Below are 17789 nucleotides of genomic sequence, written 5' to 3' on the forward strand. Positions count from 1 at the left end.
CAGGGACAAGGCCTTTCGGGCGCCTTTCTTTCGTACCTTTCTTTGGGCGTGCAAAGAAAGGTACTCGGGCGCGTCACCCAAGTAGGATCAATACTGGAAACGCTGATTCGCGCCCGAAACCGGCCTCAGCGTTAGCGAGTAAGTTGCCTTTGCTCACGCGCACAACCGAAACCAAAACTTGCCCCTCAGCTCAGTTCCGCTACATCCGCCGGCAACCGCACATGACGCTCCGCTTCGGCGAGCACGTAGTCGTGGAAGGCGCGGGTCACCGGCGTGCTGCGTTTGCCGCGGCGATGAACCATGTACCAATGCCGGCGAATCGGGAGATCCTCGGCATGCAGGACGACGAGCCGGCCGGTTTCCAGCTCCAGTTCCAGCGTGTGCAGGGATACGATGCCAAGCCCGAGGCCGGCTTCCACCGCTTGTTTGATGGCTTCGTTGGAGCCCATTTCCATTCCCGTCAGCAATTTCACCCCGCGACGCTCGAAGAAACGCGTGATCGCGCCGCGCGTGCCCGAGCCGCGCTCGCGCATGACGAAACGTTCCTGCGCCAGGGTCTTGAGCGGGATGCTGTTGTCCGACGCCAGTGGGTGTTTCGGAGCGGCGATGGCTACCAACGGATTTTCCATGAATGTCTCGGCTTCGAGGTCCATGTCCGACGGAGGTTCGCCCATGATGACGATGTCGGTTTCGTTGCTGGCGAGCTGGCGCAGCAGGGTTTCCCGGTTGGTTACGTCCAGGCTGATGTTGACCTCGGCATACTGTTTGGAGAAGTCGGCCAGCAAGCGCGTGGCGAAATAGTTGGCGGTGGAGGCGACGGATACGCGTAGGTGTCCGCGGCGCAGGCCTTTCATGCCTTCGAAGACTTCTTCCGCTTCGGCCAGGATTTCGTCGATGCGTTGTACGTAGTCGTGCAGCGTGCGTCCGGCCTCCGTGAGGTCGACTTGCCTGCCAAGAGGTTCGAACATCGGAAGGCCGATGTTTTCCTCCAACTGACGGATTTGCATGGAAACGGCGGGCTGGGTGAGATGCAGTTCCTCGGCCGCGCGGGTGAAGCTTAGGTGGCGTGCGGCGGCAGCGAAGACTTTTAGTTGGCGTAGGGTGATATGCATCGCGTTATTCATAAGTAAATATTTATGAATTTCATCATAAACTCTTAATTGTATTGATGATAGGCTTGTCTATACTGCCTTTCATCGGCCGCATGGTAGCGCCATCGGCGCCGGGTAAGCGCATAGACCATTATCATCTGTGACGGAGGAGCCATCATGGCCGTGAAGAGTTACAGCGCGGGCGTCAAAGAGTACCGCGAGACCTACTGGATGCCTGAGTACACGCCGGCCGATACCGATCTTCTGGCGTGCTTCAAGATCACCCCGCAGCCCGGCGTGCCGCGTGAGGAAGCCGCTGCCGCGGTGGCTGCCGAGTCGTCGACCGGCACCTGGACCACGGTGTGGACCGATCTGCTAACCGATCTGGATCACTACAAGGGCCGCGCCTACGCGATCGAGGACGTTCCGGGCGACGATACCTGCTTCTACGCCTTCATCGCCTATCCGATCGACCTGTTCGAGGAAGGCTCGGTGGTGAACGTGTTCACTTCGCTGGTGGGCAACGTGTTCGGCTTCAAGGCCATTCGCGCGCTGCGTCTGGAGGACGTGCGCTTCCCGATCGCCTACGTGATGACCTGCAACGGTCCGCCGAACGGCATCCAGGTCGAGCGCGACAAGATGAACAAGTACGGTCGTCCGCTGCTCGGCTGCACGATCAAGCCCAAGCTGGGTCTGTCGGCGAAGAACTACGGTCGCGCCTGCTACGAAGGCCTGCGCGGCGGCCTGGACTTCACCAAGGACGACGAGAATGTCAACAGCCAGCCGTTCATGCGCTGGAACCACCGTTTCGACTTCGTCATGGAGGCCATCCACAAGGCCGAGAAGGAGACCGGCGAGCGCAAGGGTCACTACCTGAACGTGACCGCGCCGACGCCTGACGAGATGTTCAAGCGCGCCGAGTACGCCAAGGAGATCGGCGCGCCGATCATCATGCACGACTACATCACCGGCGGTTTCTGCGCGAACACCGGCCTGGCCCAGTGGTGCCGCGACAACGGCATGCTGCTGCACATCCACCGCGCCATGCACGCCGTGCTCGACCGCAACCCGCACCACGGCATCCACTTCCGCGTGCTGACCAAGATCCTGCGCCTGTCCGGCGGTGATCACCTGCATTCGGGCACCGTGGTCGGCAAGCTCGAGGGCGACCGCGAGGCGACCCTGGGCTGGATCGACCTGATGCGCGATTCCCACATCAAGGAAGACCGTTCGCGCGGCATCTTCTTCGATCAGGACTGGGGTTCGATGCCGGGCATCCTGCCGGTGGCCTCGGGCGGCATCCACGTGTGGCACATGCCGGCGCTGGTGTCCATCTTCGGCGACGACTCCGTGCTGCAGTTCGGCGGCGGCACCCTGGGCCATCCGTGGGGCAATGCCGCAGGTGCGGCGGCCAACCGCGTGGCGGTCGAGGCCTGCGTCGAGGCCCGCAACCAGGGCCGTCAGCTCGAGAAGGAAGGCAAGGACATTCTGACCACGGCCGCCAAGACCAGCCCCGAGCTGAAAGCTGCAATGGAAACCTGGAAGGAAATCAAGTTCGAGTTCGACACCGTCGACAAGCTCGACGTGGCGCACAAGTAAGGCGCAGTCAGCTGCGACCGGCCGGGCGCCTGAAGATGCCCGGCGCGGTCCTCGAATGCGAAAACCGTTTTGGAGAGTACAGTCATGAGTGAAATGCAGGACTACAAGTCGAGCCTGGGCGACACCGACAGCCGCAAGTTCGAGACCTTTTCGTACCTGCCGGAGATGGACAAGGACCAGATCCGCAGGCAGGTCGAGTACATCGTGTCCAAGGGCTGGAACCCGGCCATCGAGCACACCGAGCCGGAGAACGCCTTCAGCCACTACTGGTACATGTGGAAGCTGCCGATGTTCGGCGAGACCGACGTCGACCGCATCCTGGCCGAGGCCGATGCCTGCCACAAGGCGCATCCCAACAACCACGTGCGTCTGATCGGGTTCGACAACTACGCTCAGTCCAAGGGCGCGGAAATGGTGGTGTACCGCGGCAAGCCGGTCTGATGCCGAAGTGCCGGGCGGGGTGTCCTGGGCGGTTTGAGCGTACGGCCGTCTGCTAGACTCCGCTTCGGAATACGGCAACCAGAGGGCTCCTGGCCGCTAGGACAGGAGCCCTCTTTTGTTCCGGGGTTTCCCCGTGGCCGCTGGCGCGGCACCGAGGTTTGAACGGAGAGCAAAATGAGCGAAATCAACGTCGATCAGTATCGAATCCAGGGCGAACCTTATTACATGCCCGTGCACGACGAGGTCGCGCTGTACGAGGCGGCTTATCAGGCGCGTATGCCGATCATGCTCAAGGGTCCGACCGGTTGCGGCAAGTCACGCTTCGTCGAATACATGGCCTACAAGCTGGGTAAGCCGCTGATTACCGTGGCCTGCAATGAGGACATGACGGCTTCCGATCTCATCGGACGTTTCCTGCTCGACGCCAATGGTACGCGCTGGCAGGACGGGCCGCTGACCATCGCAGCCCGTATCGGAGCGATCTGCTATCTCGATGAGGTCGTCGAGGCGCGCCAGGACACTACCGTAGTGATCCATCCGCTGACCGACCATCGCCGCGTGCTGCCACTGGAGAAGAAGGGCGAACTGGTCTCCGCGCACGAAGACTTTCAACTGGTCATCTCCTACAACCCCGGCTACCAGAATTTGATGAAGGATCTGAAGCAGTCGACCAAGCAGCGTTTCGGCGCACTGGACTTCGATTACCCCTCGGCAGAGGTGGAGACCAAAATCGTCGCGCACGAGACCGGCATCGACGCCGAACTCGCCGGCAAGCTGGTGCAGATCGCGCATCGCGCCCGCAATCTCAAGGGTCACGGGCTGGATGAGGGCATCTCCACGCGTTTGCTGGTGTATGCAGGTCAACTCATCGGCAAGGGGATCGAGCCGCAGGCCGCCTGCGCGATGACCCTGGTGCGGCCCATCACTGACGACCCCGACATGCGCGACACGCTGGATGCCGCCGTCGGCACCTATTTCTAGCCGGGAGTTGGCATGAAGCCATTGCAGGACTACGTCGCCGAGTTGCGCCAGGATCGCGCTTTCGAGGTCGAATTGCGTGGGTGCATGCTGCGCCTGCACGCCACCTGGGGACTGTTTTCGCCGCGCGAGGTCGATGAGGGTTCGCAGCTGCTGCTCAAGCATGTCGAGGTGGCGCCCGATGCGGACTGTCTCGATCTGGGTTGCGGTTACGGTCCGATCGGTCTGACCCTGGCGGCGCTGGCACCACAGGGCCGTACGCTGATGGTGGACAAGGACTTCGTGGCGGTGGAATACGCGGGTGGCAATGCCCGGCGCAACGGCCTGGCGAATTGCGAGGCGCAGCTGAGCAACGGATTCGATCAGGTGGGCGAGCGGCGCTTCGATCTGGTGGCCTCGAACATTCCAGCCAAGGTTGGGCGCGAGTTGCTCTACCTCCTGCTCTACGACGCCTGGATGCACCTGAATCCCGGGGGCAGTCTGTACGTGGTCACCGTGACCGGGCTGCGTGAATTCTTCGCCAAGGCGATGCGGGAGGTGTTCGGCAACTACGACAAGGTCAAGCAGGGGCGCCAGTACACGGTGGCCTGCGCCGTGCGCGATCCGTCCATGCGCAGCCCCGGCACGCCGCGGAGCTGAGCCGCCCCAAGAGGACGAGCTATGAAGATCGATCTGAGCGAATACGAGGATTGCATCAAGAGCGGCGCGCCCGAGGTCATGGAGGTCTTCGAGGCCAATTTTCAGGACGCTACGCGGGTGATGAGCCCGCAGGGCCAGCACAACTATCTGGAGGGCGCACGCGCCTTCTGCGAACTGGGTCGCGGGCCGAAGCTGGTCGCCTCCTGGCTGGAAACCATGCCCGCCGTATGCAAGGAAGTCGGCGACGGCGTGATCCCGGAGGTGGTTACCTCCTGTATGAAGCTGACGTCGATGGTCAGCGCGGAGGTGGTGCGTCTGCTGCTGGCCTCGCTGCCGATCGCCGCACGCCGGTTTGGCGACGCCGAACTGCTGCTTAAGTACATGGCGCTGATGCACCAGCTGTCCGCCAAGGTGCCGCGCGGGCTGCGGCCCATGCTGGAGCGCATCGATGAGCTGTTGGGCAAGCTCACCCTGGGTGGCCTGCGGCGCTGGGCGCTGTGGGGTGCGCAGGCTTATGCGCGCGATTTCGCCAAGCAGACCGCCTACTTCAGCCTGGAGTCGCCGGACAGCCTCAAGATATTGCAGCAGGAACGCCGCGGCGTGCTGTTCGTCGACACCCAGCGCAAGCTGAACTTCTACCTGCGCGCGCTGTGGGGGCGGGACTTTTTTCTGCGTCCGACCTCCGGCGACTACGAAACTCGCGAGGGCGTGAGGTCCTTCGTCGAACACGGCGTGATCCACGTGCCGGATGCTTATGACGACATCAACGGCGTTCCCGGGCTGGAGCTGTACCGCGCCGCCTGCGCTCATGCCGCGGCCCATCTGAGCTATGCGCGTGCGGCGATTTCCGCCGAGGCGCTGAATCCGGTGCAGATGTTCCTGGTCGGTATGATCGAGGACGCCCGTATCGAGGCGCTGGCGATGCGCGAGTTTCCCGGCCTGTATAAGTTGTGGAGCCGGTTTCACGATCTGCCGCGTGAAGCCGAGGTCGATCCGGCGATCGCCGCACTGGAGGGGGTGGCCGCAGCGCTGCTGCGTGACGAAGCTCCGGCTGGAAACGATCCACTGATCGACGAGGTGTTGACGGAGTTCCGGCAGCGGCTGGCGGCCGATGCGGAAGACGATCAGCTGTCCTGGGACATCGGCGTGACGCTGTACAACCGGCTCAACGAGCGCCTGTCGATCCCCTCGCTGCGCCTGCTGGAAACGCAGTTGAATATCCCCTATCGGGACGATAACCGCGTCGTGTGGGAGTTCGCCGACAACGTCTGGGACGATGCCGAATACGTGCCTGCCAGCGAACGCCAGGTGCGCAAGACCGTGTCGCTGATGGAAATGGTCAACGAGATCGACACCGAACTGGCCGGCGACGACGCGCAGGAAGTCTGGCGCCTGGAGACCGAGTTGTTTCCCTACGAGGACAAGGGGATCAGCTACAACGAGATGGAGGGCAAGGAGCCGGTGTCGGCGCCGTTTCACTACAACGAGTGGGACTATCAGGTGCAGCTCTATCGCCCCGATTGGGCGACCGTGCTGGAAAAGCGTCAGTCCAAGGGCGACCCGAAGGACATCGAGCGTATCCTGGCCGAGCACAAGCCGATCGCCAGCCGCCTGCGCCACATCATCGACGCACTGATTCCGCAGGGCATCGTACGCAAGCGCCACCAGGAGGATGGCGACGAGATCGACATCAATGCGGCGATCCGCGCCATGATCGATCTGCGCATGGGCGAGATGCCCGATCCGCGCATCAATATCCGCTACGAGCGCAAGACGCGCGATCTGGCCGTCATGCTGCTGCTCGATCTGTCGGAGTCGACCAACGAGGTACTGGGCGATTCCAATCGACCGGTGATCCAGCTCGCGCGCGAGGCCACCGCGCTGCTGGCCTGGGCGGTCGACGCCATCGGCGATCCGTTCGCCATTCACGGTTTCGCCTCCGACAGCCGCCATGACGTGCAGTACTATCGATTCAAGGATTTCGATGCGCCTTACGATGATCATGCGCGCGCGCGCATAGCCGGCATGCAGGGCGGCTATTCCACGCGTATGGGCGCCGCCTTCCGCCACGCCGCGCACCATCTGACGCACCAGCCGCAGAAAAAGAAACTGCTGCTTCTGGTCTCCGACGGCGAGCCCTCGGATATCGACGTCAAGGATCCGCAATACCTGCGCCACGACACCAAGAAGGCGGTGGAAGAACTCGCTCGCGACGGCATCCTCACCTATTGCCTGACGCTCGATCCGTATGCCGATGCCTACGTTTCGAGGATCTTCGGCGCCAACGGCTATTCCGTGGTGGATCATGTCAATCGTCTGCCCGAGCGTCTGCCCAGCCTGTTCGCCAGCCTGACCAGCTGAGCCGTGCGGGGTCTAGTATTGAAAGTGAACCTGATTGACCCATACCGAACGTAGAGACCGATGGACCCGATAAAGCAATTGATCGACGGCTTCTCGGCCTTCACCCGCCGCAGCTATCGCGCCGGCAATCCGTACCTGCGTCTGGTCAAACAGGGGCAGTCGCCGCGTATCGCGCTGGTCGCCTGTTCCGATTCACGGGTCGATCCGTCGCTCACGTTGGATTGCGACCCGGGCGATCTGTTCGTGATTCGCAACGTCGGTGCGCTGGTACCGCCGTGTGAGTCCGACGGCACCTACCACGGCACCAGTGCGGCGCTGGAATTCGCCGTCTGCGGATTGAAGGTCGAGCACATCGTCGTCATGGGGCATGCGCTGTGCGGCGGCATGCAGGCCCTGGTGCAGGGAGATACGGACACGGCGGACGGGGAGGGCTTCATCCAGCGCTGGGTGTCGTTGGCCGAACCGGCACTGACGCGCGCGCATGAGTTACATTCGAGCGGTGTCGAAGAGGACCTGGCGAGCTGCTGTGAACGGGAAGCGGTGAAGTTGTCGCTGGACAACCTCGTCACCTTTCCCTGGGTGCGCGAGAGTCTGGCCAACGGCAGTTTGGAACTGCATGGCTGGTATTTCGACCTGTCGGCAGGTCAGTTGCTGGGCTATGATCAGGAAGCGGAAGGGTTCGTCCGTCTGCCATAGGGCCTGCCGGGTACTTTTGTCGGCTCTCCCGCTGGCGCGGGCGGATCCCGGTCATCTGCGCAGGAGGCGTGGAAGCAGGTGACTTAGACTGCTGAACGAGGGGGGAGCGAACATGGATTCTACTGAACGGTTCTTTCGCGGACCGGAACTGCGGCGCGAGCAGCGCCTGCTATCCGCCGAAGTGTACAACCGAGGCCATCTGCTACTCAGGCGCTGCGGCGCCACGCATCTGTTCGTCCCTATCCGCAGTATGCAGTATCAGGCGGTGGTGGATGCCGCTGAAGTCATCTTCGTCGACGGCTTGGGTGACCGCCATGTGGAGCTTGCGTGGCAAGCGTTTCGGCCGCAGGAGCGTTCCGGACTTAATGATCCCGTGCCCTACGACTGTGTCTTCTATGATCCGTCCGCGGCGGTTACGCTACGCCGGCTGCAGACCGAATTCGGCCAGGCATTGCTCGAATACGGGCGGCGTTTCAAGGTCGAGGGCGGTGTGATCGTGCCGCTGCGTTGAAGCAGGCCCATGAATTTGAAATGACGAGCTTGTTCCCGCATAAGTCTTATGGTATTCCGGAAGATTATCAATAATCATAGTTGCTTCGGAGTTTACACATGCTCAAGAAAACCGCTTGTGCGCTCGCCGTTCTGCCTGCCATCTACGTGGGGGCAGCGCAAGCCTCCGCCGTCGATCCGGCGATTGTCGCGGCGAACCGGGCCTTGTCCTTCTCGCTGGGCGCTCTCAATCAGAACTATCGCGAACTCGATAGCGGCGGTTCCGTGCTCGACAAGGAGAACGGCGCGATTCCCCGCATCGGGGTCGAATACTCCCTGATGGGGCTGCAAACGCCGCTGCGGTTCTATATGAGTGCCGATTACGCCGGCGGCGACACCTCTTACAAGGGAGCCCTGCAGAATGGCACGCCCTACGACACCTCCACGGGCAACAAGATAGTGGATCTGAACGTCGGGCTGGGCTACGCGTTCGGTTTTGGCCGTTTTGCGGTGATTCCAGGGGTTGAATACGGTTATTCGAACTGGCAGCGGGATGCCGGCAAGGGCGACCCCGTTCACGGCGTCAAGGAAACTTACACCCACGGTCATTTGGCGGTGACGGTGAGCGGCCAGTTCGCGATAACCTCCAAGGCGGTGCTGAGCCTCGATGCCGCCTACGGTAAGACCGTATCGCCGCAGATGAAGATCGATGAATTGGGAGGAACCAGTGTTACCTCGCCTACTTTCGAACTCGGTAGCAAGCCCTGGAGCCGGGTCGGACTCGGGTTCGACTACGCGGCGAAAAAGAATGTGCACATAGGTGCCAGACTTGCCTACACGCAGTTCAAATACGGCGCGTCCGCAGTGTATGCGGGGGTGTATGAACCCGACAGCAAAACACGCCACACCACCTTCGATTTCGTGGTTTCGTATAATTTCTGATCTACTGTGGAATAAACTTTGGCGCGTTCCGCCTTCGCCTGGTCTTCAGGCTGGGAATGAGGGCGGGAATATTTTGGTGTCCCACCCCGTCTTTCCCTGAGGCGCTTTGAGCGGCGTTCCGATTTGCAATCGATTCTTTGGAGGGTAACCACGTGACTATAAAGAGCTTGCGTTGGGCAATGGTGATTGGCTTTGCCCTGAGCAGCGGTGCCGCGATGGCGGCCGGCAATATCCAGGCAGGCAAGGCCAAGGCGGCGATGTGCATGAGTTGCCATGGTGCACAAGGCATCAGTGCCGTGCCGACTTACCCGAACTTGGCCGGACAGAAGGAGGCCTATCTGGTCAAGGCGCTGAAGGAATACAAGGACGGTCAGCGCCAGGATGCGACCATGAAGGCGATGGCCGCGCCGCTAAGCGCAGCGGACATCCAGAATCTCGCCGCGTACTTCAGCAGCCTCAAGCCCGGCAAGTAAGCGCTGGTGCCGCGCCGGGCGCTTCCCGCCCGGCGCTTCCCGCCATTAGCCCAGCAGCGGCCCGGCGGCGGCGATCACCGTCACCGTCAGTCCCAGAATCAGGTTGACGCCGACGATCATGCGGATCTGTCCAAGGCGTTGCCCTGCTTGTGCGAAATCCCCTTTGGCCAAAGCCTGCCGCATGCGCCGGTAGGGCGCGAAGTACAGGTGTGCGAACAGCGCCATCATTAGCAATCCCAGACCGAACATCGCATGTACATAGGGCGGCGCATGCATGCCGCCGAACCAGCCGTAGGTCATCCACAGGCCGCTTGCCAGCAGCATCAGCACGCACAGCCAGACCCAGGGGAAGAAGCGCGCGAACACTGCTTCCCACAAGCGCAGGCGCTGGGGGGCGTCGAGCGCCGATGCGGCGGCGGGGCGCAGCGCCAGGTAGGCGAAGAACATGCCGCCGACCCAGATTAGAGACGCGAGCAGATGCAGGCTGAGCAGGTAGGGCATGATCGTCTCCTGACGGCGTTTCGGGGATTCTGCCCGCGCTTGGGCGTTGACTCAATGTCCTTGAGTCGGTTGTTAAAAATCCTCTGCCAATGCGGTACAGTGCCGGTTCCAAAATTCAAGCTGGTAGCCGGGAGCCGCCATGTCCAAAGACAACCTGATTGCCCCGTCCATTCTTTCGGCCGACTTCGCGCGCCTGGGCGAAGAAGTCGACAACGTACTCGCTTCGGGCGCGGATATCGTCCATTTCGATGTGATGGACAACCACTACGTGCCCAATCTTACGATCGGCCCGCTGGTTTGCGAAGCGTTGCGAAAACACGGTGTCACCGCGCCGATCGATGTGCATCTCATGGTCAAGCCGGTCGATCGGATCATTCCCGATTTCGCCAATGCCGGGGCGAGCTACATCACCTTTCATCCTGAGGCCAGCGAGCACATCGACCGCAGCCTGCAGCTGGTTCGCGATCACGGCTGCAAGTCCGGGTTGGTGTTCAATCCGGCCACGCCCCTGTCCTACCTCGACTACGTCATGGACAAGGTCGATATGATCCTGTTGATGTCGGTGAACCCCGGCTTCGGCGGTCAGAAGTTCATTCCCGGAACGCTAGAGAAGCTGCGCGAGGTGCGGCGCAAGATCGACGAGAGCGGCCTGGACATTCGTCTGGAGATCGACGGCGGCGTGAAGGTCGACAATATCCGTGAGATCAAGGCTGCAGGTGCCGATACCTTCGTGGCCGGTTCGGCGATCTTCGGTGCCGGCAAGGCCGAGGACCCGCACCGTTATGACAGCGTCGTGCGCGCCATGCGCGACGAATTAGCCAAGGCCGGCGGTTGAGGGATTGCAGATGGTGAGTTTGCCCGAACTGGCGTTGGTCGACCTGGACGGCACGCTGATCGACAGCGTGCCCGATCTGACGTGGTGCGTGAACGCGATGATGCGCGAGCTTGATCTACCCGAGCGTAGCGATGCCGCGGTACGCCGCTGGGTCGGCAACGGTGTCGAGCGACTGGTCGAGCGAGCGCTGATCGACGATATCGAAGGCATGCCCGATCCCGACCTGCGTGAACGCGCGATGCCGGTGTTCATGGAGTTGTACGCCGAGCATGGTGCCGAACGCAGCAGTGTCTACCCCGGGGTGGAGGAGGGCCTGCAGTTCCTCGCCGACAGTGGCGTGCGACTCGGTTGCGTGACCAACAAGGCCGAACGCTTCACCCTGCCGCTGCTCGAAACCCTCGGCCTGCGGTCGCGTTTCGAGCTGGTGGTCAGTGGCGATACACTGCCCGAGCGCAAGCCGTCGCCGCGGCCTCTGCTCTATGCGGCGGAGTATTTTCGAGTTGCGCCCTCGGTCTGCACCATGATCGGCGATTCGCGCAGCGACGTGGCGGCGGCACGAGCAGCCGGCTTCAATATCGTCTGTGTGAGCTATGGTTATAACCACGGCCAGGATATTCGTGACGAGAAGCCTGACGAGGTGATCGATTCCTTCGTGGAGTTGTCCAGGGTGTTTGCGACGGATTTGGCGTAGGTGCTTGTTTGGGGCGCTTTTATCTTTGCCGTTGCGAACTTGTGAAGGCGTCGCATTGGCTGGCTGAAGGTGGTCTTTTTCGGGCGCGATTTGAGGCATGGGACTCGCTCTGAATTGGTGACGCGCCCGAAATCAGCCTCAGCGCCAAAAACAGGAAAAGCCCCCGCCGCATTGCCAACGGAAACCGCATGCCCCGAATCGCGCCCGAAACCGGCCACCACAACTAACAAGTGCGCCGCCTTAAATTACACAAGATCAAAACCGTACCCCATTGATCCGCATCCCAAACAAATCTCACACCGCAAAAATATGCGGTTTGGATCGAGCACATAAGCCAGCGTTTCAGCGCGTAGCAATTTCTGCGGCCGAAAAACGCCGCTGACGCCATCAACAACCAAATCACCCGATCCACCGCATTCGGGCTGGTCAACACGCCTACGCTGTGCTAATAATCGGCGCTCGACAAACGCAGCAAACGAACAACCGACCGACATGTCCCTTCTCCGAGTCAAAGTGATGTGGTGCACGACGCGATGGTGGCGCTGATCTAGCGCCCCAACGTCGTTTCGTACAACCCAGACTCGGAAACCTGACATGAGCCCAGACCAGTTCGCCCAACTCGCCTCTCGCGAGTTCAATCGCATACCCGTTATTCGCGAAGTCCTCGCCGACCTCGATACGCCGCTTTCGGCCTATATCAAGCTCGCCGACAACGCCCCCTACAGTTATCTGCTCGAGTCCGTACAGGGTGGCGAGAAGTGGGGGCGTTACTCCATCATCGGCCTGCCGGCGCGTGAAATACTGCGCGTCAACGGCTACGAGGTCAGCCTTGAACGCGACGGCGTCGTGACCGAGCGCGAGACCGTGGACGATCCGCTGGCCTGGATCGAGGACTTCCAGGCGCGCTACCACATGGCCGAGCGCGACGACATGCCCCGTTTCACCGGCGGCCTAGTTGGCTACTTCGGTTTCGACACCATCCGTTATATTGAGCCGCGCCTGGCGCGCGGTGCCGAGAGCAAGCCCGATCCGATCGGTACGCCGGACATCCTGCTCATGGTGTCCGAGGAAGTGGTGGTGTTCGACAATCTGAGCGGCAAGCTGTCGTTCATCGTGCACGTCGATCCGGCCCAGTCCGATGCGCTGGAACGGGCCGAGCGGCGCCTAGACGAGTTGGAAACCCGTTTGCGCAGCACCGGCGCAGACTACCGTCCGGCGCGTGCCGCGCGGCAGGTGGCCGAGCAGGACTTTCGCGCCAGTTTCACGCAGCAGGGCTACGAGGACGCGGTCGAGCGTATCAAGCATTACATCGTCGAAGGCGACGTCATGCAGGTGGTGCCTTCACAGCGCATGTCCATTCCGCTCAAGGCACGGCCGCTGGACGTGTACCGTGCGCTGCGCAGCCTCAACCCTTCGCCCTATATGTATTTTCTGGACCTGGGGGATTTCCACATCGTCGGTTCCTCGCCCGAGATCCTGGCCCGTCTCGAGGGCCGCGAGGTCACGGTGCGGCCGATCGCCGGAACGCGGCCGCGCGGACGTACCGAGGCGGAGGACCGCGAACTCGAACGGGAATTACTCGCCGACCCGAAGGAACTTGCCGAGCATCTGATGCTCATCGATCTGGGCCGTAACGACGCCGGGCGAGTCAGCGAGACCGGCTCGGTCAAGCTGGTCGAGCAGATGGTCATCGAGCGCTACTCGCACGTCATGCACATCGTTTCGCACGTCACCGGGCAACTGAAGCCCGGGCTGGGGGCGATCGACGTGTTGCGCGCGACCTTCCCGGCCGGTACGGTCAGTGGCGCGCCGAAGATCCGTGCGCTGGAGATCATCGACGAACTCGAGCCGGTCAAGCGCGGCGTGTATTCGGGGGCAGTCGGCTATCTCGGCTGGAGCGGCAATATGGATACTGCCATTGCCATCCGCACCGCAGTGGTCAAGGACGGCGAGCTGCATATCCAGGCCGGCGGCGGTATCGTGTACGATTCGGTGCCGGCCACCGAGTGGGAGGAAACGCTGAATAAGCGGCGCGCGATGTTCAGTGCTGTGGCGCTGGCCGAAGCCGGGCTTGACGGCTCACACCGCTAGCAGGCCCCTGTTGTCTGCTCATGCGGCACGATAGGGCGTCAAAATCGGGCTCGGAATGCTCATTTACTCGCTGTAAACTGCGTTTTCTCACCCAATTTCCCTTCTCTCGCACTCGCCTGAGCGACAACAGCAACCCGTTAAGAGGATAAAGACATGTTGCTGATGATCGACAACTACGATTCCTTCACCTACAACCTGGTGCAATATCTGGGCGAACTCGGCGCGGACGTCAAAGTCTTGCGCAACGACGCCATCGAGCCGGCGGATATCGAGCGTCTTGCGCCTAGCCACATCGTGATATCGCCTGGCCCATGCACGCCGAAAGAGGCGGGGGCGTCCATGGCGGTGGTCGAGCGTTTTGCCGGCCGCATTCCGTTGCTGGGGGTCTGTCTGGGTCACCAGTGCATCGGTCAGGTGTTCGGCGGGAATGTGGTGCACGCGCGGGAAATCATGCACGGCAAGGCCTCGCCGATCCACCACGCAGACGCCGGCGTGTTCGCCGGTCTGCCGCAGCCGATGCAGGCCACGCGCTACCACTCGCTGGTGGTCGAGCGCTCGAGCCTGCCGGAAAGCCTGGAAGTCACCGCCTGGACCGAATTCGCCGATGGCGGTTTCGATGAGATCATGGGGCTGCGCCACAAGACGCTGGCGGTCGAAGGCGTGCAGTTTCATCCCGAGTCCATTCTTACGCCGCAGGGGCATGATCTGCTGGCGAACTTCCTGCGCGGCGCGGCCCCGCAGGGGGTGGCGGCATGAACCTCAGTGACGCGATCGCCCGCTTGCTGGTGCGAGAGGATCTGTCGACCGCTGAGATGAGCGACGTGATGCGCCTGATCATGGGCGGCGGGGCCACGCCGGCGCAGATCGGCGCCTTCCTCATGGGACTGGCGATGAAGGGCGAAACGGTGACCGAGGTCGCCGCTGCAGCCTACGTTATGCGCAGTCTGGCCAAGCCGGTGCAGATCGACACGCAGGGCGTGGTCGATATCGTCGGTACCGGTGGGGACAGCGCGCGTACATTCAACGTTTCGACCACTTCCAGCTTCGTCGTGGCGGGTGCCGGCGCGCGCGTGGCCAAGCACGGCAACCGTTCGGTGTCGAGTTCCTCAGGATCGGCCGACGTGCTCGAGTCGGTCGGGATCGAACTGGAACTCAACCCCGAACAGATCGCGCGCTGCGTGGAAGAGGTGGGCGTCGGGTTCATGTTCGCGCCCATGCACCACGCTGCGATGAAACACGCGGTCGGTCCGCGCCGTGAGATGGGCGTGCGCACCATCTTCAACGTGCTCGGCCCCCTGACCAACCCGGCTGGTGTGCCCAATCAGGTGCTGGGCGTGTACAGCCCGCGCTGGCTGGAGCCGTTGGCCGAAGTGCTCAAGCGCCTCGGCAGCCGGCACGTCATGGTCGTGCATTCCGAGGACGGCCTCGACGAGATCAGCATCGCTGCGCCGACCCGGGTGGCCGAACTGCGTGACGGGGACATCTACACCTACCGCATGGCGCCGGAAGACTACGGTCTCGAGAACGCGCCGCTGGACGCCATCCGCGTTGCTGATCCAGCCGCCAGCCAGGCGATGATGGAAGGCGTGCTGGCCGGCGAGCCGGGACCGGCGCGGGATATCGTGCTACTCAACGCCGGCGCGGCGCTTTACGTCGCTGGCGCCGCCGAGAGCGTGGGCGATGGCGTGACGCGCGCGGCGACCTCCATCGACAGCGGCGCGGCGCGCGGCCGCCTGGAGGCGCTGGCGAATCTGAGTCGGAAATTGATTGCGGAGATCGGTGAGTGAACGCGCCGCGTGGCGACATCCTGCGTACCATCCTCGCGCGCAAGGCCGAGGAGATCGACTCGCGCAGCGCCGTCACGCCGCTGGTCGAACTGCGCGCGCGGGCGGCGGATGCCGCGCCGGTGCGGCCATTCGCGGCGGCGCTGGAGACGACTATCGCGGCTGGCCGACCGGGGGTCATCGCGGAGGTCAAGCGGGCCTCACCGAGCAAAGGGTTGATCCGGCCCGATTTCGATCCGCCCGCGATCGCGTGCAGCTACGCCGCGGGTGGGGCGAGCTGCCTGTCGGTGCTGACCGATCGGGATTTCTTTCAGGGCTCGGAGGAATTTCTGGTGGCGGCGCGCGGATCCTGTGATCTGCCGGTGTTGCGCAAGGACTTCACCGTCGATCCCTACCAGGTCTACGAGGCCCGTGCGATCGGTGCCGATTGCATTCTGCTGATCGTGGCGGCGCTCGACGATACGCGTCTGGCCGAGCTGCTGGGATTGGCGTATGAACTCGGTATGGACGCGCTGGTCGAAGTGCATGACGCCGCCGAACTGCACCGTGCCCTGGCCTTGCCGGCGCGCCTGATCGGCATCAACAACCGCAACCTGCGCACGTTCGAGACGAGCCTGGAAACCACGCTGGGGTTGCTGGGGGAGACGCCGGCGGATCGCCGCGTGGTGACGGAGAGCGGCATTCACACTCCGCAGGACGTCGCCCGCCTGCGCAGCGCCGGCGTACAGGCGTTCCTGGTCGGCGAGGCGTTCATGCGTGCGCCGGAACCGGGCGTAGCGCTGCAGGCATTGTTCCACACGGATTGAGGAATGCAGAAATGAAGGCACGCGTCAAATGGCTGGATCACATGAGTTTCGTCGGGGAGTCCGAGAGCGGCCACTCGGTCGTCATGGACGGCCCGCCAGACTTCGGCGGCCGTAATCTGGGCGTGCGGCCGATGGAAATGCTGCTGCTCGGTATGGGCGGCTGCACGTCGTTCGATGTGGTCAGCATCCTGCGGCGCGGCCGGCAGGATCTGGTCGATTGCGAGGCGGTCATCGAGGCCGAGCGTTCGGCCGAGCATCCCAAGGTGTTCACGCGTATTCACGTGCACTTCATCGTCAGCGGACATAATCTGGGCGAACAGCGGGTGGCCAAGGCCATCGAACTGTCTGCCGAGAAATACTGCTCGGCTTCCATCATGCTCGGCGCCACTGCTGAGATCACCCACGACTACGAGATCGTCGAATCCGGCGATAGCGAGTAGCCGTTTCCCGGTTTCCTTCGTTTGGGAGGGCGTTCGATTTGCCCAAGACTCGTTCGCGCAAGCTCAGGCTTCACGGTTTCAACAATCTGACCAAGAGCCTGAGCCTCAACATTTACGACATTTGCTACGCGCAGACCGAGGAGCACCGCGCCGAGTACATCGAGTATATCGACGAGGTGTACAACGCCAAGCGGCTCACGCAGATTCTGCACGAGGTGTCCGACCTCATCGGTGCCAACGTGTTGGCCGTGTCCAATCAGGACTACGAGCCGCAGGGCGCCAGCGTGGTGATGCTCATCTCCGAGGAGCCGGTGGTTTCGGAACGGATGAGCGCGAGCAGCTACGGCGAGGCTCCCGGTCCGTTGCCGGAGACCGTGCTCGCACATCTCGACAAGAGTCATATCACCGTGCACACCTATCCGGAGAGCCATCCGGAGGGCGGCATCAGTACTTTCCGCGCGGACATCGACGTGTCGACCTGCGGGCGTATTTCGCCGCTGCGCGCGCTGAATTACCTGATCCACAGTTTCGATTCCGACATCGTCACGCTGGACTATCGCGTGCGTGGCTTTACCCGCGACATCCGCGGCAAGAAGCACTTCATCGACCACAAGATCAACTCGATCCAGAACTTCATGGACAAGTCGACGCGCGAGCGCTACGAGATGATCGACGTCAACGTCTATGCCGAGCAGATGTTCCACACCAAGATGCTGCTCAGCGAGTTCGATCTGGACAACTATCTGTTCGGGGCCGGACGCGAGTCCTATTCGGCGGCAGAACTGCAGCGCATCGAGCAGCGTCTGCGGCGGGAGATGACCGAGATCTTCTACGGCCGCAACGTGCCGAAGGTGCGCTAAAGGCGGGCAATCGGCAGCGTGCCGCCGCTTTAACTCGTCAATTTGAACGATGGTCCGATTTGTACGGCGAGC

General features: G+C 62.3%; 20 protein-coding genes. 17 read left to right on the plus strand and 3 right to left on the minus strand.

What is annotated here, in order from left to right:
- Nucleotides 1-185: 185 nt before the first annotated feature.
- Complete coding sequence (locus P8014_RS14365; RefSeq protein WP_337818017.1) at nt 186-1112, minus strand: LysR family transcriptional regulator; 927 nt, start codon at nt 1110-1112, stop codon at nt 186-188.
- Between the two features lie 156 nt (nt 1113-1268).
- On the opposite strand from P8014_RS14365, the gene P8014_RS14370 reads away from it, so the two are divergent.
- The 9 genes from P8014_RS14370 to P8014_RS14410 all read left to right on the plus strand — a co-directional run bounded on the left by P8014_RS14370 (nt 1269) and on the right by P8014_RS14410 (nt 9709).
- Nucleotides 1269-2690, plus strand: a complete 1422-nt coding sequence (locus tag P8014_RS14370; protein ID WP_337818018.1) for a form I ribulose bisphosphate carboxylase large subunit — start codon at nt 1269-1271, stop codon at nt 2688-2690.
- A gap of 84 nt (nt 2691-2774) precedes the next feature.
- Nucleotides 2775-3131 (plus strand): ribulose bisphosphate carboxylase small subunit, encoded by a 357-nt coding sequence (locus P8014_RS14375; RefSeq protein WP_337818019.1) that lies wholly within the window; start codon nt 2775-2777, stop codon nt 3129-3131.
- 174 nt (nt 3132-3305) lie between these two features.
- Nucleotides 3306-4112, plus strand: coding sequence for a CbbQ/NirQ/NorQ/GpvN family protein (locus tag P8014_RS14380; RefSeq protein WP_337818020.1), 807 nt, complete (start codon nt 3306-3308; stop codon nt 4110-4112).
- Nucleotides 4113-4124: 12 nt separating this feature from the next.
- Complete coding sequence (locus tag P8014_RS14385) at nt 4125-4748, plus strand: methyltransferase (RefSeq protein WP_337818021.1); 624 nt, start codon at nt 4125-4127, stop codon at nt 4746-4748.
- A 21-nt stretch (nt 4749-4769) separates the two neighbouring features.
- Nucleotides 4770-7109 (plus strand): VWA domain-containing protein, encoded by a 2340-nt coding sequence (locus P8014_RS14390; RefSeq protein ID WP_337818022.1) that lies wholly within the window; start codon nt 4770-4772, stop codon nt 7107-7109.
- Between the two features lie 60 nt (nt 7110-7169).
- Complete coding sequence (locus P8014_RS14395; RefSeq protein ID WP_337818023.1) at nt 7170-7805, plus strand: carbonic anhydrase; 636 nt, start codon at nt 7170-7172, stop codon at nt 7803-7805.
- 112 nt (nt 7806-7917) lie between these two features.
- On the plus strand, nt 7918-8316 hold the full coding sequence (locus tag P8014_RS14400) for a hypothetical protein (RefSeq protein ID WP_337818024.1): 399 nt from the start codon (nt 7918-7920) through the stop codon (nt 8314-8316).
- 98 nt (nt 8317-8414) lie between these two features.
- The gene (locus tag P8014_RS14405) at nt 8415-9236 is read left to right on the plus strand and encodes a hypothetical protein (RefSeq protein ID WP_337818025.1); all 822 of its coding nucleotides are present in this window, start codon (nt 8415-8417) and stop codon (nt 9234-9236) included.
- 152 nt (nt 9237-9388) lie between these two features.
- A complete protein-coding gene (locus tag P8014_RS14410; RefSeq protein WP_337818026.1) occupies nt 9389-9709 on the plus strand; it encodes a cytochrome c in 321 nt (106 codons plus the stop codon).
- A 45-nt stretch (nt 9710-9754) separates the two neighbouring features.
- On the opposite strand, the gene P8014_RS14415 is transcribed toward P8014_RS14410, so the two are convergent.
- Nucleotides 9755-10213, minus strand: a complete 459-nt coding sequence (locus tag P8014_RS14415; protein ID WP_337818045.1) for a DUF4149 domain-containing protein — start codon at nt 10211-10213, stop codon at nt 9755-9757.
- Nucleotides 10214-10349: 136 nt separating this feature from the next.
- Here P8014_RS14415 and rpe point away from each other — a divergent pair, with 136 nt between their 5' ends.
- The gene (rpe, locus tag P8014_RS14420) at nt 10350-11045 is read left to right on the plus strand and encodes a ribulose-phosphate 3-epimerase (protein WP_337818027.1); all 696 of its coding nucleotides are present in this window, start codon (nt 10350-10352) and stop codon (nt 11043-11045) included.
- Between the two features lie 10 nt (nt 11046-11055).
- Entirely contained in the window at nt 11056-11736 is a 681-nt protein-coding gene (locus tag P8014_RS14425) for a phosphoglycolate phosphatase (protein ID WP_337818028.1), read from the plus strand.
- Between the two features lie 245 nt (nt 11737-11981).
- Here the strand turns inward: P8014_RS14425 and P8014_RS14430 are convergent, their stop codons facing one another.
- The gene (locus P8014_RS14430; RefSeq protein WP_337818029.1) at nt 11982-12230 is read right to left on the minus strand and encodes a hypothetical protein; all 249 of its coding nucleotides are present in this window, start codon (nt 12228-12230) and stop codon (nt 11982-11984) included.
- Nucleotides 12231-12330: 100 nt separating this feature from the next.
- Between P8014_RS14430 and trpE the strand changes: the two genes are divergently transcribed.
- From trpE to speD, 6 genes are all read left to right on the plus strand, one after another.
- A complete protein-coding gene (gene trpE / locus P8014_RS14435; RefSeq protein WP_337818030.1) occupies nt 12331-13827 on the plus strand; it encodes an anthranilate synthase component I in 1497 nt (498 codons plus the stop codon).
- Between the two features lie 153 nt (nt 13828-13980).
- Nucleotides 13981-14583 carry an aminodeoxychorismate/anthranilate synthase component II gene (locus P8014_RS14440; protein ID WP_337818031.1) on the plus strand — a complete coding sequence of 201 codons (603 nt, stop codon included), beginning with the start codon at nt 13981-13983 and terminating at the stop codon, nt 14581-14583.
- A complete protein-coding gene (trpD, locus tag P8014_RS14445) occupies nt 14580-15614 on the plus strand; it encodes an anthranilate phosphoribosyltransferase (RefSeq protein ID WP_337818032.1) in 1035 nt (344 codons plus the stop codon). Before P8014_RS14440 ends, trpD begins: the two co-directional genes overlap by 4 nt.
- The gene (trpC, locus tag P8014_RS14450) at nt 15611-16417 is read left to right on the plus strand and encodes an indole-3-glycerol phosphate synthase TrpC (RefSeq protein WP_337818033.1); all 807 of its coding nucleotides are present in this window, start codon (nt 15611-15613) and stop codon (nt 16415-16417) included. The genes trpD and trpC overlap by 4 nt, the downstream gene beginning before the upstream one ends.
- An 11-nt stretch (nt 16418-16428) precedes the next feature.
- Nucleotides 16429-16857, plus strand: a complete 429-nt coding sequence (locus P8014_RS14455; protein WP_337818034.1) for an OsmC family protein — start codon at nt 16429-16431, stop codon at nt 16855-16857.
- A 38-nt stretch (nt 16858-16895) separates the two neighbouring features.
- Nucleotides 16896-17717: an adenosylmethionine decarboxylase gene (gene speD / locus P8014_RS14460; RefSeq protein WP_337818035.1), complete on the plus strand. Its 822-nt coding sequence runs from the start codon at nt 16896-16898 to the stop codon at nt 17715-17717.
- The last annotated feature ends 72 nt before the right edge of the window (nt 17718-17789 follow it).

Source organism: Acidihalobacter sp. (assembly GCF_037381185.1).
Taxonomy (GTDB): Bacteria; Pseudomonadota; Gammaproteobacteria; order DSM-5130; family Acidihalobacteraceae; genus Acidihalobacter_A.

Coding starts and splice junctions, on each gene's coding strand:
- P8014_RS14375 (WP_337818019.1), top strand. CDS start 2,775: ATGAGTGAAATGCAGGACTACAAGTCGAGCCTGGGCGACACCGACAGC.
- trpE (WP_337818030.1), top strand. CDS start 12,331: ATGAGCCCAGACCAGTTCGCCCAACTCGCCTCTCGCGAGTTCAATCGC.
- P8014_RS14400 (WP_337818024.1), top strand. CDS start 7,918: ATGGATTCTACTGAACGGTTCTTTCGCGGACCGGAACTGCGGCGCGAG.
- P8014_RS14395 (WP_337818023.1), top strand. CDS start 7,170: ATGGACCCGATAAAGCAATTGATCGACGGCTTCTCGGCCTTCACCCGC.
- P8014_RS14405 (WP_337818025.1), top strand. CDS start 8,415: ATGCTCAAGAAAACCGCTTGTGCGCTCGCCGTTCTGCCTGCCATCTAC.
- P8014_RS14370 (WP_337818018.1), top strand. CDS start 1,269: ATGGCCGTGAAGAGTTACAGCGCGGGCGTCAAAGAGTACCGCGAGACC.
- P8014_RS14385 (WP_337818021.1), top strand. CDS start 4,125: ATGAAGCCATTGCAGGACTACGTCGCCGAGTTGCGCCAGGATCGCGCT.
- P8014_RS14425 (WP_337818028.1), top strand. CDS start 11,056: ATGGTGAGTTTGCCCGAACTGGCGTTGGTCGACCTGGACGGCACGCTG.
- P8014_RS14380 (WP_337818020.1), top strand. CDS start 3,306: ATGAGCGAAATCAACGTCGATCAGTATCGAATCCAGGGCGAACCTTAT.
- P8014_RS14365 (WP_337818017.1), bottom strand. CDS start 1,112: ATGCATATCACCCTACGCCAACTAAAAGTCTTCGCTGCCGCCGCACGC.
- rpe (WP_337818027.1), top strand. CDS start 10,350: ATGTCCAAAGACAACCTGATTGCCCCGTCCATTCTTTCGGCCGACTTC.
- P8014_RS14390 (WP_337818022.1), top strand. CDS start 4,770: ATGAAGATCGATCTGAGCGAATACGAGGATTGCATCAAGAGCGGCGCG.
- P8014_RS14455 (WP_337818034.1), top strand. CDS start 16,429: ATGAAGGCACGCGTCAAATGGCTGGATCACATGAGTTTCGTCGGGGAG.
- trpD (WP_337818032.1), top strand. CDS start 14,580: ATGAACCTCAGTGACGCGATCGCCCGCTTGCTGGTGCGAGAGGATCTG.
- P8014_RS14440 (WP_337818031.1), top strand. CDS start 13,981: ATGTTGCTGATGATCGACAACTACGATTCCTTCACCTACAACCTGGTG.
- P8014_RS14430 (WP_337818029.1), bottom strand. CDS start 12,230: ATGTCGGTCGGTTGTTCGTTTGCTGCGTTTGTCGAGCGCCGATTATTA.